Annotated in this window: 17 protein-coding genes and 1 riboswitch; all 17 genes read right to left on the minus strand. The window is 65.2% G+C overall.

Annotated elements, in window-relative coordinates; genetic code table 11:
• Nucleotides 1-36: 36 nt before the first annotated feature.
• Complete coding sequence (hisC, locus tag ABIE53_RS18290) at nt 37-1107, minus strand: histidinol-phosphate transaminase (RefSeq protein ID WP_029971281.1); 1071 nt, start codon at nt 1105-1107, stop codon at nt 37-39.
• A gap of 200 nt (nt 1108-1307) precedes the next feature.
• Complete coding sequence (hisD, locus tag ABIE53_RS18295; protein ID WP_006052283.1) at nt 1308-2630, minus strand: histidinol dehydrogenase; 1323 nt, start codon at nt 2628-2630, stop codon at nt 1308-1310.
• Between the two features lie 61 nt (nt 2631-2691).
• The gene (hisG, locus tag ABIE53_RS18300; protein ID WP_053858805.1) at nt 2692-3390 is read right to left on the minus strand and encodes an ATP phosphoribosyltransferase; all 699 of its coding nucleotides are present in this window, start codon (nt 3388-3390) and stop codon (nt 2692-2694) included.
• Nucleotides 3387-4649 (minus strand): UDP-N-acetylglucosamine 1-carboxyvinyltransferase, encoded by a 1263-nt coding sequence (gene murA, locus ABIE53_RS18305; protein WP_114156752.1) that lies wholly within the window; start codon nt 4647-4649, stop codon nt 3387-3389. Before murA ends, hisG begins: the two co-directional genes overlap by 4 nt.
• A 111-nt stretch (nt 4650-4760) precedes the next feature.
• Nucleotides 4761-5000, minus strand: coding sequence for a BolA family protein (locus tag ABIE53_RS18310; RefSeq protein ID WP_006052280.1), 240 nt, complete (start codon nt 4998-5000; stop codon nt 4761-4763).
• 15 nt (nt 5001-5015) lie between these two features.
• Entirely contained in the window at nt 5016-5780 is a 765-nt protein-coding gene (locus ABIE53_RS18315) for an ABC transporter permease (protein WP_006052279.1), read from the minus strand.
• Nucleotides 5777-6709, minus strand: a complete 933-nt coding sequence (locus tag ABIE53_RS18320; protein WP_006052278.1) for an ABC transporter ATP-binding protein — start codon at nt 6707-6709, stop codon at nt 5777-5779. Before ABIE53_RS18320 ends, ABIE53_RS18315 begins: the two co-directional genes overlap by 4 nt.
• 270 nt (nt 6710-6979) lie before the next feature.
• Nucleotides 6980-7291: an STAS domain-containing protein gene (locus ABIE53_RS18325; RefSeq protein WP_029971279.1), complete on the minus strand. Its 312-nt coding sequence runs from the start codon at nt 7289-7291 to the stop codon at nt 6980-6982.
• On the minus strand, nt 7288-7920 hold the full coding sequence (locus ABIE53_RS18330) for an MlaC/ttg2D family ABC transporter substrate-binding protein (protein WP_006052276.1): 633 nt from the start codon (nt 7918-7920) through the stop codon (nt 7288-7290). Before ABIE53_RS18330 ends, ABIE53_RS18325 begins: the two co-directional genes overlap by 4 nt.
• A gap of 120 nt (nt 7921-8040) precedes the next feature.
• The gene (locus ABIE53_RS18335) at nt 8041-9093 is read right to left on the minus strand and encodes an MlaA family lipoprotein (RefSeq protein WP_114156512.1); all 1053 of its coding nucleotides are present in this window, start codon (nt 9091-9093) and stop codon (nt 8041-8043) included.
• A gap of 11 nt (nt 9094-9104) precedes the next feature.
• Entirely contained in the window at nt 9105-9659 is a 555-nt protein-coding gene (mlaD, locus tag ABIE53_RS18340; protein ID WP_006052274.1) for an outer membrane lipid asymmetry maintenance protein MlaD, read from the minus strand.
• A gap of 88 nt (nt 9660-9747) precedes the next feature.
• Nucleotides 9748-10515 (minus strand): lipid asymmetry maintenance ABC transporter permease subunit MlaE, encoded by a 768-nt coding sequence (mlaE, locus tag ABIE53_RS18345; protein WP_053859096.1) that lies wholly within the window; start codon nt 10513-10515, stop codon nt 9748-9750.
• An 8-nt stretch (nt 10516-10523) separates the two neighbouring features.
• On the minus strand, nt 10524-11345 hold the full coding sequence (locus ABIE53_RS18350; protein ID WP_192700438.1) for an ABC transporter ATP-binding protein: 822 nt from the start codon (nt 11343-11345) through the stop codon (nt 10524-10526).
• A 93-nt stretch (nt 11346-11438) separates the two neighbouring features.
• Complete coding sequence (gene thiE / locus ABIE53_RS18355) at nt 11439-12551, minus strand: thiamine phosphate synthase (RefSeq protein WP_192700437.1); 1113 nt, start codon at nt 12549-12551, stop codon at nt 11439-11441.
• The gene (locus tag ABIE53_RS18360) at nt 12548-13363 is read right to left on the minus strand and encodes a thiazole synthase (RefSeq protein WP_029971276.1); all 816 of its coding nucleotides are present in this window, start codon (nt 13361-13363) and stop codon (nt 12548-12550) included. Before ABIE53_RS18360 ends, thiE begins: the two co-directional genes overlap by 4 nt.
• A gap of 129 nt (nt 13364-13492) precedes the next feature.
• Nucleotides 13493-13690 (minus strand): sulfur carrier protein ThiS, encoded by a 198-nt coding sequence (thiS, locus tag ABIE53_RS18365; RefSeq protein ID WP_006052269.1) that lies wholly within the window; start codon nt 13688-13690, stop codon nt 13493-13495.
• A 69-nt stretch (nt 13691-13759) separates the two neighbouring features.
• The gene (locus ABIE53_RS18370; protein ID WP_006052268.1) at nt 13760-14890 is read right to left on the minus strand and encodes an FAD-dependent oxidoreductase; all 1131 of its coding nucleotides are present in this window, start codon (nt 14888-14890) and stop codon (nt 13760-13762) included.
• A 219-nt stretch (nt 14891-15109) separates the two neighbouring features.
• Nucleotides 15110-15233: riboswitch (TPP riboswitch) on the minus strand.
• Between the last annotated feature and the right edge of the window lie 37 nt (nt 15234-15270).

Here is a 15270-nt window from a genome sequence, read left to right on the forward strand (position 1 = left end):
CGGCGAGCCGCCGCTTAATGCACGCTTATTGCACGCTCAGTGCAATACGAGCTTCAGCGCGGCAAGCAACTGGGCGTTTTCGTCGGGAGAACCAACGGTCAAACGCACGCAATTCGCCAGCAATGGGTGCATTTTACTCACGTTTTTGACCAGAACCCGCGACGTGAGCAGGGTTTCGAACAGAATCGACGCGTCGGGCACGCGCACCAGCAGAAAATTGCCGGCGCTCGGAAACACTTCGGCACCGGGCAATTGAGCGACGGCGTCTGCGAGTTTCGTACGCTCGTCGCGCAATTTCGCCGCCTGCGAGTCGAGCACGTCGACGTGATCGAGCAGGAAATCCGCGGCCGCCTGGGTCAGCACGTTGGTGTTGTACGGCGGGCGCACCTTGTCGAGTTCGTTAAGCCACGCGGGCTTGCCAACCAGATAGCCGAGGCGGATGCCGGCGAGACCCAGCTTCGACACCGTGCGCATCACCACCACGTTGTCGAACGCGTCGGCGCGCGGCAGCCAGCTTCGCTGCGCAAACGGCTGATAAGCCTCGTCGATTACGACCAGGCTCTTCGTCGCCGCGGCGATGATGCGCTCCATGTCGGCGTCGTTAAAGAGCGTGCCGGTCGGATTGTTCGGATACGCGAGATACACAACCGCGGGCTGGTGTTCGGCGATGGCCGCGAGCATCGCTTCGGTATCGAGCGTGAAGTCGCTGTTCAGCGGCACGCCGACGAATTCGAGGTTCGCCAGCTTCGCCGACATCTGATACATGACGAAGCCCGGCACGGGCGCGAGCACCTTGGCGCCCGGCTTCGCGCAGGCAATCGAGAGCATGCTGATGATCTCGTCCGAGCCGTTGCCGAGCAGCACATCGCAACCGGCCGGCACGCCCATCGTGCGTTTGATCTTCTCGATGAGCGCTTCCGGACGCGGCGCCGGATAGCGGTTCAGCGCGACGCCCGCCAGATGCTCGCCGAGATGCGCGGCCAGCGTCGGCGGCAGCGAAAACGGGTTCTCCATTGCGTCGAGCTTGATGTAGCCGGTGGCGTCGGGTACCGGATAGCTCGTCATCGCGAGCACGTCGTGGCGGATGATGTCTTGAGGTGTCGTCATAAGTCAGTGGGCCGGGCCGCGCGCGTCGCATGCAAGGCGCATGGGACGCTGCGGACACGCCTCGTTGCGCGGCAGGCTCGCCGCGCCGGGTTGGTCTGTGTTGTGCGTTTGTTGTTCGTTCTTGTTATGAGGCGGCGATTCGCCGAACGGCTTATGCGGGGCAAGGCGCGCAGCGGTGGAGCGACTGAGCCCCGATCCCCTCAACCGCCTTGCCGCATCCGGTACTCGGCGCTGCGGGCGTGGGCCTGCAAGCCTTCGCCGTAAGCGAGTTCGGCGGCAATTTCGCCGAGCGTCTGCGCGCCTTCCGCGCTCACTTCGATCACGCTCGAACGCTTGAAGAAATCATAGACGCCGAGCGGCGACGAGAACCGTGCGGTACGCGACGTAGGCAGAACGTGGTTCGGTCCCGCGCAGTAGTCGCCGAGGCTCTCGCTCGTATAGCGGCCGAGGAAGATCGCGCCCGCATGGCGGATCAGTTGTCCCCATTGATGCGGCTCCAGCGCCGATATCTCAAGGTGTTCCGGCGCGATGTCGTTGGCGATCGCGCAGGCTTCGGCCATGTCGCGCACCTTGACGAGCGCGCCGCGCCCTTCGAGCGATGCCTGAATCACGTCGCGGCGCGGCATGGTGGGCAGCAGTTCGTCGATGGCGTCCTTCACGCGGCCAATGAACGCGTCGTCCGGACACAGCAGAATGGACTGCGCGAGTTCGTCGTGCTCGGCTTGCGAGAACAGGTCCATCGCGACCCAGCGCGGATCGGTCGTCCCGTCGCACAACACGAGAATTTCCGACGGCCCGGCGATCATGTCGATGCCGACCGTGCCGAACACACGCCGCTTGGCCGACGCGACATACGCGTTGCCGGGGCCGCAAATCTTGTCGACGGCCGGTACGGTTTCGGTGCCGTACGCGAGCGCGCCTACAGCCTGCGCGCCGCCGATCGTGAACACGCGATCCACGCCGCCGAGCAACGCCGCCGCCAGCACGAGCGGATTCTTCACGCCGTCCGGCGTGGGCACCACCATGACGATCTCGCGCACGCCGGCCACGCGCGCCGGAATCGCATTCATCAGCACCGACGACGGATACGCCGCCTTGCCGCCCGGCACGTAGATACCCGCGCGATCGAGCGGCGTGACCTTCTGGCCGAGCACGGTGCCGTCTGCTTCCGTGTACTGCCAGCTATGGCTGCCGCACTCGATCTTCTGCTTCTCATGATAGCCGCGCACGCGCGCCGCCGCCGCTTCGAGCGCCGCGCGGCGCTTCGGCTCCAAACTTTCGAGCGCCGCTTCCAGCTCGGAGATAGGCAGCTCCAGCGCCGCGACGCTCTTCGCGTCGAGCCGGTCGAAGCGGTTCGTGTATTCCAGCACCGCCGCGTCGCCGCGCGCCTTCACGTCGTTCAGGATCTGCGCGACCGAGCGCTCGATTGCTTCGTCTTCGCTCGCCTCGAACGCGAGCACCGCGTGCAGCGACTTCTGGAAGTCGCGAGCCGTGGAATCGAGTTTGCGAATCTTGATAGACATACGGGTATCCGTTTCGGTAAGGCGCGCTTTAAAGCAAGGTCAGACTGATTCGATGCGGATGTCAGGCCGCCGCAACGCCGGCTTTGGTCGCGCGTTCGAACGCGTCGAGAATCGGCCGCAACGCAGCGCGCTTGAGCTTCAACGCCGCCTGGTTCACCACGAGGCGCGATGAAATCTGCATGACTTCCTCCACCTCCACCAGATGGTTGGCGCGCAACGTATTGCCCGAACTCACCAGATCGACGATCGCATCCGCGAGACCGACGAGCGGCGCGAGCTCCATCGAACCATACAGCTTGATCAGGTCGACGTGCACGCCCTTGGCGGCGAAATGCTCGCGTGCGGTCTCGACGTACTTGGTCGCGACGCGCAAGCGGGCGCCCTGGCGCACCGCGTTCGCATAATCGAAACCCGCCGCAACGGCGACCGACATGCGGCAACGCGCGATGTCCAGGTCCACCGGCTGATACAGCCCGCTGCCGCCGTGTTCGAGCAGCACGTCTTTGCCCGCCACGCCGAAGTCCGCCGCGCCGTATTCGACGTAGGTCGGCACGTCGGTCGCGCGAACGATGATCACGCGCAGGTTCGCGTCGGTGGTCGGCAGGATCAGCTTGCGCGAGCTTTCCGGATCTTCGGCGACTTCGATGCCGGCCGCGGCGAGCAGCGGCAGCGTTTCTTCAAAGATACGCCCCTTCGACAAAGCCAGCGTCAACGGCGCGCTGACCGCCGGCGAGCTCGACGTTTGCGGCATCGAACTCATGCCTGGCTCCCGGCAATGCGCCGCACCTTCGCGCCGATCGCGTTGAGCTTGGTTTCCATCCGGTCGTAGCCGCGATCCAGGTGATAGATACGGTCGATCAGCGTCTCGCCTTCCGCGCGCAACGCGGCAATCACAAGGCTCGCCGACGCGCGCAGATCCGTCGCCATGACCTTCGCGCCCGACAGGTTTTCGACGCCCGTCACGAGCGCGGTCTTGCCGTCGGTCGTGATGTTGGCGCCGAGGCGGTTCAGCTCCTGCACGTGCATGAAGCGGTTCTCGAAGATCGTCTCGACGACCTGCGCCTTGCCGTCCGCGACCGTGTTCAGCGCCATGAACTGCGCCTGCATGTCGGTCGGAAACGCCGGATATTCGGACGTGCGGAACGACACCGCGCTCGGACGCTTGTCCATGCGCACGCGCATCCAGTCGTCGCCTTCGTCGATCGTCACGCCCGCTTCGCGCAGCTTGGCGGTCACCGCGTCCAGAGTCTGCGGACGCACGTTCTTCAGCGTGACGTCGCCGCCGGCCGCCGCCACCGCGCACAGGAACGTGCCGGCTTCGATGCGGTCCGGAATCACCGTGTGCTTTGCGCCGTGCAGCTTGTCCACGCCCTGGATCACGAGACGGTCGGTGCCGATGCCTTCGATCTTCGCGCCCATCTGCACGAGCAGGTGCGCGAGGTCGCCCACTTCCGGTTCGCGCGCCGCGTTCTCGATGACCGTTTCACCTTCGGCGAGCACGGCTGCCATCAGCAGGTTCTCGGTGCCGGTCACCGTGATCATGTCGGTGATGATGCGCGCGCCCTTCAGCCGCTCCGCACGCGCTTCGATGAAGCCGTGATCGATCGTGATCTCGGCGCCCATCGCCTGCAGGCCCTTGATGTGCTGATCGACCGGACGCGCGCCGATCGCGCAACCGCCCGGCAGCGACACGCGCGCGTGCCCAAAGCGTGCGACGAGCGGCCCGAGCACGAGAATCGACGCGCGCATGGTCTTGACCATTTCGTACGGCGCGACGAGGTTGTCGACCTTCGACGCGTCGAGCGACACGCGCCCCTCGCCGCTTTCGATACGCACGCCCATTTGCCCGAGCAGCTTGAGCATGGTGCGCACGTCCTGCAAATCGGGCACGTTGTCGAGCTGCACCGGCTCCGCGCTCAGCAAACTCGCGCACAGAATCGGCAACGCCGCGTTCTTCGCACCCGAGACAACGACCTCACCCGACAGCGGGTAGCCACCTTCAATGACGAGTTTGTCCATGCCTGTGTGTTCCTGATCGATCCGGACTTCAGCCGGAACTGCCTTGATTGTGTTCGACGCGCCGCTGCCGGCGTCGCGTCCTTCCTGAGTAATTCGCACTAAATTTCCAGATTACGCGTTCTGCCATTCGGCGGGCGTCAGCGTTTTCATGCTGAGCGCGTGGATTTCTTCGCGCATGCGGTCGCCGAGCGCCGCATACACGAGTTGATGACGCTGGATCAGACGCTTGCCCTCGAAGCTCGGAGAAACGATGGTCGCAAAGAAATGCTGACCGTCGCCTTCGACTTCGAGATGCTGGCAAGCGAGCCCAGCGGCGATGTATTGCTTGACCTGTTCGGGAGTCGGCAACATGTGAGAAGCTCCTCGTCAGTGGCGCAGCTTGTAGCCGGACGCGAGCATGCGCATCGCCACCACGGCCAGCACCACGAAGAAACCGGCGACGATCGCAAGGCTCACGAGCGGATTGATATCCGACATCCCGAAGAAGCCATAGCGAAAGCCGTCGATCATGTAGAAAAAAGGATTGAGCCGCGATATTTCCCGCCACACCGGCGGCAGCGTATGCGTCGAGTAGAACACGCCTGAGAGAAACGTGAGCGGCATGATCAGAAAATTCTGGAATGCGGCGAGCTGGTCGAACTTTTCGGCCCAGATGCCCGCGATCAAACCGAGCGTGCCGAGAATCGCGGCGCCGAAAATCGCAAACAGAATGATGTAGAGCGGCGCGGTGAAGCTGACGGGCACAAACCAGATCGTCACGATGAACACTCCGAAACCGACCGCGAGACCGCGCGCGACCGCCGCGAGAACATACGCGGCGAACATCTCGTAGTGCGACAGCGGCGGCAGCAGCACGAACACCAGATTACCGGTGATCTTGGACTGGATCAGCGACGACGAACTGTTCGCAAACGCATTCTGCAACACGCTCATCATCACGAGGCCCGGCACGAGGAAACTCGTGTATTCGACGCCCGGATAAACCTGCACATGATTGCGCAGCGCGTGGCCGAAAATGGTCAGATACAGCAGCGCCGTGATGATGGGCGCAAGCACGGTCTGGAATGACACTTTCCAGAAGCGCAGGATTTCTTTATAGAACAGCGTGCCGAAACCGCTATAGCCGCTCATGCGAGCCCCTCGATCACTTCCGGACCGTTCATCACCTGAACGAAAACATCTTCGAGGTCGGCTTTACGGACCTCGATTTCTTCGAATGTGCAGCCTGCCGCGCGGCATTGCGCGAGAATCTTCTCGACGTCGTCATAGCTCGCGAGACGCAGCAGATGCTGGCGGCCATTGCCGTTGCCCGCGCCGCCCTCGGCTTCGAGCGGGCGCAGTTCGGCGGGCAGCACGCCTTGCGCGAAACGCACGAACAGTTGCATGCCGGCGAAGCGTTGCAGCAGCGTGCTGGTACGGTCCAGCGCCACCACTTCGCCGCGACGCAGCATCGCGATGCGGTCGCACAGCGATTCGGCTTCCTCGAGGTAGTGCGTGGTCAGCACGATCGTGTGACCTTCGCGATTCAGGCGCGAGATGAATTTCCATAGCGTCTGGCGCAACTCGACGTCGACGCCCGCGGTCGGCTCGTCGAGCACGATCACCGGCGGCCGATGCACCAGCGCCTGCGCGACCAGCACGCGGCGCTTCATGCCGCCCGACAGCGCGCGCATGTTGGCGTCGGCTTTCTCGGTGAGGTCGAGGTTGGCCATGATTTCGTCGATCCACGCGTCGTTGTTGCGCAGCCCGTAGTAGCCGGACTGAATGCGCAAGGTTTCGCGAACCGTGAAGAACGGATCGAACACGAGTTCCTGCGGCACCACGCCCAACGCGCGGCGCGCCGCGCGGAAGTCGCCCACGACGTCGTGGCCGCGCACCGCGATGCTGCCTTCGTCCGCGCGCGCGAGTCCCGCGAGAATGCTGATGAGCGTTGTCTTGCCCGCGCCGTTCGGACCGAGCAGCCCGAAGAACTCGCCTTCTTCCACCGTGAGGCTGACGCCCTTGAGCGCCTGCAAGTCCTTGTAGCGCTTTTTGACGTTACGAATTTCTATGGCTGACATGACAGTGCGCCGCGTGCGTCGCGGCGCTTAAAGGAGCCCTGGGCGGGCGCAAAGTGCTGGAAAAAACGGAATTGGGGCCGGTGGGATTGCCCTAACCGTGGCCCAAAAAACGTTTGATTATAGGGCAAAACCTGGCGGCCCTATCTCAGTCGGGGGATAGCGGGAAGCGTGATGAACGCGTCAGGTGCGCGCGCGTGTGGCGCTGACGGCAAGCTGGCGAACGACGTGAGCAGAATCGCGTGAAGCCGGCGCTGAAGCGCGCCGGACCGCTCACGCGGCGCGAGCGCCTTCGATGGAACCGGCGATCAGCGTATCGACGCCGTAGGCTTGCGCGAGACTCGCGAGCCCGGCCGGCAGATTGAGAACTTCGAATGCGCCGCCGCGCGCCTGAGCGGCCCGCCGCCATGCGAGAAGCACGGCCAGCGCCGATGAATCGAAGTGCGTGAGCGGCGCGCAATCGACGCCGCCCGCGCCCGCTGCGATTCGCTCGAGACCCGCCGCGAGCGCGGCCTTCGCGCTCGCGTGGGTCAGCGTCGCGCCGCTCGCGAACCGTTGAGCGACGGGGCTCAGCACTTCGCTCACGACTGCTTGCCCGCGGCGAGTTGCTGATTGCGCTGCGTGAGGAACTGGATCAGTCCGTCGACGCCCTTCTGCTGGATCTGCTCGCTGAACTGCTGCTGATAAGCCTGGATCAGCCACGCGCCGAGCACGTTGATGTCATACACGCGCCAGCCTTGCGGCGTCTTGTACAGACGGTAGTCGAGCTCGATCGGCGAACCGTTGTTCATCACGACCGAACGGACCACCGTGTCCGTGTCGTCCGGATTCATGCGGAACGGCTTGTACTGGATCTGCTGGTCGCGCACCTGCGCGAGCGCGCCCGAATACGTGCGGATCAGCAGCATCTTGAACTGTTCGACGACCTGGCTCTGCTGCTCGGGCGTCGCCGTGCGCCAGTTGCGGCCCATCGCCAGTTGCGTGGTGCGGCGGAAGTCCGTGTACGGCAGGATCTTTTCGTTGACGAGACGCGTGATGTGCGAAATGTCGCCCTGCTGGATCGACTTGTCGGCGCGCACCGCGTCGATCACCTGCTGGGTGACGGTCTTGACGAGCACGTCGGGCGCGCTGCTGTCGACGGCTTGCGCCGATGCTCCAACACTCACGAAAGAGAACAACGCTGCAAACAACGGAATCAGAAAGAATTTTTTCATATCGAGCCTTGCTTAAAAAATAGTGCAACCGTTTGAGGCGACATTAACACGCGAGTTCAGCGGCAATCCATGCGCAAACTGCGAGAGTCGTATCGATCTGTTACGGCCGCGCCGGCACGCTCATCGCAACTTGAACGACGGCAAGTTGAAGCGCGTGGGCGGCACCAGTTGACCCGCCGGAATCTGCGTGGTTTCCGGACCGCCGTTGAGGTCGAGCGGCGGCGTTTCCGCGCCCGAAGCCGCTTCGGGCGCCGAGGCGCCGTTCGCCGTTGCAGCGGCTGACGCGGCTTGCGGCGGCGTCGCGGCGCTCACACCGGATGCAGCCGACGCCTTCGCGGCAGCACCGCTCGTTCCCGCCGCGCCCGCGGTTCCGGTCACTGCACCGGCCGGCGCGCCGGCGGGCGTGCCGTCGACGTCTTCGTACTTCGGCAGCGGCGCTTCATCGCCATAGTTCGGCAGCGCCTGCGACTGCTTGCCGTCCGACAGCAGATACTCGCGGCGTTGCAGATACGCGTTGCGCACGAACGAATACTTGTCGAGCGCGGCGCCTTCCAGCACGTCGCTCGCATTCAGCAGATTCGCACGCGTATTGACGATGTTCAGACCGTACAGCGCCCAGCTCAAGCCCGCCGGATCGACGTAGCTGAGCGGGTTGATATAGTAATTGCCGATCGAGCCGACCGCGTCGCGCGCGGTGCTCGGACCGAACAGCGGCAGCACCAGATACGGCCCCGCAGGCACGCCGTAATGGCCGAGCGTCAGGCCGAGGTCGTTGTCGTGCTTGGGCAGCTTCGCGAGCGTGGCCACGTCGAACAATCCGCCGACACCGAAGATCGTATTGATCACGATCCGCATGATGTCCTGCACGCCGTCGGTGATCTTCAGTTGCAGCAGGTTGTTCGCCGCAATGTAGACGTCGCCGATGTTCGAGAAGAAGTTCGTCACGCTGTCGCGCACCGGCTGCGGCGTGATGAACACATAGCCCTTCGCGACCGGCTTCAGCGCGTACTGGTCGAGCTTGTCGTTGACCGTGAAGATGGTGCGGTTCAGGCCCTCGAGCGGATCGCCCTTGGTCGGCGTCTGCACCGTCGTGCAACCGGCCAGGATCGCGGCCGCAACCGCCAGTCTACCCATCCGGAAGACGCGCGCGCCCCCGGCCTGTAAGGTCTGCATTGTTGTTCTCCTTATTGACCGGCCGAGCCGGAAGCGGGCACCGCCGCCGCGGGCGCCGGAGCGGGTGCTGCCGCCGGTGCCACCGATGCGGCGCCCGGCTTCGATGCGCCCGAATCGGCCGCTTTGCTGTAGAGGAACTGTCCGATCAGGTTTTCAAGCACGATTGCCGATTGCGTCATCGAAATGGTGTCGCCGGCTTTGAGCATTTCAGTATCGCCGCCCGGTTCGAGGCCGATGTATTGCTCGCCGAGCAGCCCCGACGTCAGGATTTTCGCCGACGTGTCTTTCGGAAACTGATACTGCTTGTCGATGTCGATCGTCACCTGCGCCTGATAGGCGTTGCTGTCGAAGCCGATCGAGGCGACCCGGCCCACCGTCACGCCCGCGCTTTTGACGGGCGCGCGCGCCTTCAATCCTCCGATATTGTCGAACTTCAGCTTGACCGGATAAGTCGCCTGGAACGACAGCGAGCTCATGTTGCCGGCCTTCAGCGCGAGAAACAGCAGCGCCACGAAACCCAACACCACGAACAGGCCGACCCAGAAGTCGAGAGCAGTCTTTTTCATCGTCATCCCAAAGTGAATCGCCGCGCCGCCGTCGCGCCGCCGCGCGCGCTCAGTGACGCGCCGCAGCGGCAAAACAGGCAACGCAGTCTTAACTGAACATCAGCGCGGTCAGCAGAAAATCGAGGCCGAGCACCGCGAGCGACGCATACACGACCGTCTTCGTCGTGGCGCGCGACACGCCCTCGGGCGTCGGCCGCGCTTCGTAGCCCTGGAAGAGCGCCACGAACGTCACCGCAAGGCCGAACACCACGCTTTTGACGACGCCCGCGCCAACGTCGCGCCAGACGTCCACGCCGCCTTGCATCTGCGACCAGAACGCGCCGGCATCGACGCCGATCAGCAGCACGCCGACCACATAGCCGCCCGCGATACCGACCGCGCTGAAAATCGCCGCGAGAATCGGCATCGCGATAATGCCGGCCCACAGACGCGGCGCGACCACGACCTTGACCGGGTCGACCGCCATCATTTCCATCGCGGTGAGCTGCTCGCCCGCTTTCATCAAGCCGATTTCCGCGGTGAGCGAGGTGCCCGCGCGGCCGGCGAAAAGCAGCGCCGTGACGACCGGCCCGAGTTCGCGCACGAGCGAGAGCGCGACCAGCAGCCCGAGCGCCTGCTCGGAACCATAGCGATTGAGCGTGTAATAGCCCTGCAAGCCCAGCACGAAGCCGACGAACAGCCCCGACACCGCAATGATCACCAGCGAATAATTACCTACGAAGTGGATCTGCTTCGTGACAAGCCGCGGACGGCGCAGCAGCGGGAAAAATTCGACCAGCAGCCGGAGAAAAAAACGCGTCGCGTAGCCGGCCGTGCCGAGCCCGTCGAGCACCACGCGGCCGACCGAGGAGATCAATGTGCCGATCATGACCGCCCTCCGACGACGCCGAAGTCCGCCGCGAGCGGCGTTCTGCTCGGATAGTGGAATTTGAACGGACCGTCCGGCGCGCCGTCGATGAACTGCCGCACCGTCGGATCAGTCGACGCGCGCAGTTGCGCCGGCGTGCCCTCGGCATGAACGCCGCCGTTGGCGAGGAAATACACGTAGTCCGCGATCGCGAACGACTCCGGCACGTCGTGCGTGACCAGAATCGACGTCGCGCCGAGCGCCCGGTTGAGCGCGCGAATCAGGTTCGCGGTGATGCCGAGCGAGATCGGGTCGAGGCCGGCGAACGGCTCGTCGTACATCATCAGTTCGGGGTCGAGGGCGATGGCGCGCGCGAGCGCCACGCGCCGCGCCATGCCGCCGGAAATCTCCGACGGCAGCAGGTCGCGCGCGCCGCGCAAGCCGACCGCATTGAGCTTCATCAGCACGAGATCGCGGATCAGTTCCTCCGGGAGATCGGTGTGCTCGCGCAGCGCAAAGGCCACGTTTTCGAACACCGACATGTCCGTGAACAGCGCGCCGAACTGGAACAGCATGCCCATCTTGCGGCGCAGCGCGTACAGGCCGTCGCGCGTTTGCGCGCCGACGTTTTCGCCGTGGAACAGAATCTCGCCGCGCTGCGCGCGAACCAGACCGCCGATCAGCCGCAGCACCGTTGTTTTGCCGCAACCCGAACCGCCCATGACCGCGACGACCTGGCCGCGCGGAAAGCGCAGGTTCAGGTTCGACAGGACGAGCCGGTCGCCGTAACCGAAGTCGACGTCGCGCAGCTCGAGTAAGGTCTCGGATGGGGAAGACACTGAGTGACAATCCTTTTGCACGGAAGGCCGAATTATAGGGCCATCATGCAAATGTTGCCGTGAGGCGCCCTGTCCCTTAACCAATCATGACGATTATTGCGTAAAAGCTTGTTGCAGTGCGGCAACGGCGGCCGCCGGATCGGACGCTTCGGTGACTGCGCGCACCACCGCCGCACAACCGACGCCCGTCGCGAGAACCTCGGGTAGCACCTGCAAATCGATTCCGCCGATCGCCACCAGCGGCACGACGCCGTCCAGCAGCGGGACGTAGCGCGCGAGGCGCTTGACGCCCTGCGGCGCGGTCGGCATCACTTTCGTCGTGGTCGGGAACACCGCTCCCAACGCGATATAGCTCGGGCGGAAGTGCAGCGCCTTCAGAATTTCGTAGAAGCCATGCGTCGACAGACCGAGCCGGATGCCGGCCGCCGCCAGCGCCGCCAGATCCGCCGTGTGCACGTCTTCCTGGCCGAGGTGCACGCCGTAGGCGCCCGCATCGAGCGCGACCTGCCAGTGATCGTTGATGAAAACCTGCGCGTCGTGCCGCTTTCCCGCCGCGACGCAGCGGGCGATCTCGCGCTGAAGTTCGTCGGCGGGATGGGCGGACTTGCGGCGCAACTGCACCGTTTTCACACCGTAGCCGACCACGCGTTCGACCCACTCGGCGCTCGGCAGCACCGGATAAAGTCCGAGCCGTTCGGGGCAGCGCGGGAACGGCTGCGCCGGCGCTTGCGGCAAACCGGCAAGACGCGGAAAGGCAGCCAGATCGCACGGGAACGAGTCGCCGGCGGCGTTGGTCCGGGTTTCGTCGCCGTCGCGCCACGCGAGCGCCAGCACGAGCGCGTCGTGCGGATCGAAACCGCAGTCGAGGAACGCGGCGAGCGCGGGAATCCAGTCTTCCGCGAGATGGCCTTCCAGACGGTACTTTTCGCCTCCGAGATGCAGCGTCGCCTTGTTCTCGGCGGCCTCGACCACCGCGGCACCCTGCACGAGCCAGCGCGCCATCTGTTCGCCGTGCCGCGCGGCATCGGCGAGCACGATCAGATCGCCGCCATTCGGCTGATCCGGCGCGGTCAGGCAGATGCGCCACGGCGCGTGCGTGGGCGGCCAGTCGCCGAGACGGGCGCGGATGCGCTCGGTCGCTTCGGTGAGCTCGTCGGCGGGCGGCCAGAACAGGTCGCGGTCTTTCAGGGCCAGGGTCTGCGTCATGCGGCGCTCCCGTCCTGATGCCAGAACGGCATGCCGACCACCGGCGTGCTCGCGTGCGCACTTTCGCGCTCGGCCATCGGTCCGGCGAGAAACGCCTGACGGCCCGCTTCGACGCCCAGCGCAAACGCGCGCGCCATCGCGTCGGGATGCGTGGCCTGCGACACCGCCGTGTTCAGCAGCACGCCGTCGAAACCCCACTCCATCACCTGGGCCGCGTGCGACGGCACGCCGAGCCCGGCGTCGACGATCAGCGGCACGTCAGGCAGCCGCTCGCGCAGCACTCGCAAGCCATACGGATTGATCACGCCCTTGCCGGTGCCGATCGGCGCGCCCCACGGCATCAGCGCCTCACAGCCGGCGTCCAGCAGACGGCGGCCGATCACCAGGTCTTCGGTGCAATACGGCAGCACCTTGAAGCCGTCCTTGACGAGCTTCGCCGCCGCCTCGATCAGGCCGACCGGATCGGGCTGCAGCGTGTAGTCGTCGCCGATCAGTTCGAGCTTGATCCACTCGGTTTCGAATATTTCGCGCGCCATGTGCGCGGTCGCCACCGCCTCGCCGACGGTCAGGCAACCTGCCGTGTTCGGCAAAAGCGGCACGCCGTGGCGCTTGAGCAGATCGAAGAAGCCGGCTTCGGCGCCGCCTTCGTTCATCTGCCGGCGCAGCGCGACGGTCACCATGCCGGGGCGCGCGGCGTCGATCGAATCGGACAGCGATTGCAGCGACGGATAGCGCGACGTGCCAAGCAGCACCCGGCTCGCGAAGGGTTGGCCGTAGAGCGTGAGCGCGTCGGCGGTTTGGGGGGAAGTCATTTGCATCATCTGGTCTCCGGCAAGGCGGGGCGGGCGGCGATTGCTCGTGATCGTGCGTGGTCGTGCGTGGTCGTGTTCGCTCGTCTGCGATTGCGTGAACGGCTGGCTTGGTTTGGCGCGGCAACGCGCTCAACCGCCGGCCACGGGCTGCACGACGTCCAGCTTGTCGCCCGGCTGCAATGCGCGCGCCGCATGCTGCGTGCGCGCGACGAAATCGCCGTTCAGCGCGACGGCGAACGGCGGCCGCGCGCCGTACGCGGCGAGCGCATCGGCGACAGTCGCGCCTTCGGGCAGCGACAACGGCTTCTGATTGATATGAATGTCCATGGTGTTCGAATACGGTTCAGTCGATGGCAATTGCGCAGGCGTTCGCAGCGTCGCGCCGGCGGCCGGCGCTCATGCGGGCTCCCGCGCGCGCTGCTCGTGGAACAGTTCGCTCCAGCGCGCGGCGCGCCGCCAGTCCGCGAACGCGTCGGCGTCGCCGATGCGTCCGTCCAGCAGCGCCGCCGCGAAGCGCGCGGCTTCGTCGGCGACCTCGGGCACGATCATGTAGCCGTGCCGGTACAGCCCGTTCACGCGCAGCGTCTGCGCGCCGTCCCACAACAGCGCCGGCCGATGATCGGGCAAGGTCGGACGGCACTGCGAATTCAGTTCGAGAATGCGCGCCTCGCCGAAGCCCGGATGCACGGAAAACGCCGCGCTCAGCAGCTCCAGCGCGGATCGCACGCTGACGGGCGACATGTCCTCGCCTTCCACCTCGGTGGCGCCGATCACATACAAATCGTCCTGCTTCGGCGCGATGTAGAGCGGATAACGGGGATGCAGCAGCCGCACCGGCCGCGTCAGATTAATGCCGGGCGCGTGCACGCGCGCGACTTCGCCGCGGATGCCGCGCAGCGTCGGCAGCACGGGTTTCGCGCCGAGGCCGCGGCAGTCGATGGTGATGCGCGCAGGCGGCAGCGCCCCATCGAGCACGGGCGTATTCCAGTGCGTTTCCACACCGCGTTGCGCAAGACCCGCCGCCAACGCACGCAGCACCTGGCGGTTGTCCAGTTGACCTTCGCGCGGCAGCAGCCAGCCCTGATTGAAGCGCCCCGCGAGCGCAGGCTCGGCCGCACCGAGTTGCGCGCCGGCCAGCGTGACAAAGCCGCCGTCCAGCAGTTCGGCCGGCGCGTTCGAGCGCACGCGTCTTTCGAACAGCGGCGCCTCAGTCCGATCCGCGTGATGCCAGACGACGAGCGTGCCATTGCGCTGGAAAAACACCGGCTCGGGCAGCCCGGCCAGCACTTGCGGCCAGGTTTCGAGCGATGCGGCGCCGAGACGCGTAATCAGAAGTTCGGCGCTGGCGGCTTCGGCAAGCGGCGCGAGCATGGCGGCCGCGACCCACGCGGCAGCCTGCGAGCCGTCGGCGTCGCCGCGCTCATAAAGCGCCACGCGATGTCCTTCTCCGGCGAGCCGCCACGCGACGAGGCGCCCGCACAGACCGCCGCCGAGCACAGCGAAATCGGGTTGTGCGGCGCGGCTCATCGTGCGCGCTCCGCTTCGATACGACGGACAAAAGCAATGCAGCGCGCGTCAAGAACGGCGCGACAAGGAGCAAAACACATAACTGAACAATAGGCGGTCATCGAGTCCTTTCCGTACGGCCGACAAAAAGCGCGTACCCAGGACGAAACCGGCGGGCAAGGCCGGCCAGGCAACATGCGTACTCCAATGAAGTACGCCGCCCGGCGGGGAATGGAAGACTGGCTGCTTCCGGAAACTTCCCGCGCCGGTATTACCCGGATCGGGTGCAAAGGGTCTCTCTCAGCCTCGCAGCCGCAGCGTGAGAATCACGCCGCTCAAGTGCAAAGCACCCCTGTTTCGTCGAAGGTCATTAGACCATAAAAGGCGCGGCGCTCGCAAAC

Source organism: Paraburkholderia sp. OAS925, assembly GCF_040543975.1.
Classification (GTDB): domain Bacteria; phylum Pseudomonadota; class Gammaproteobacteria; order Burkholderiales; family Burkholderiaceae; genus Paraburkholderia; species Paraburkholderia graminis.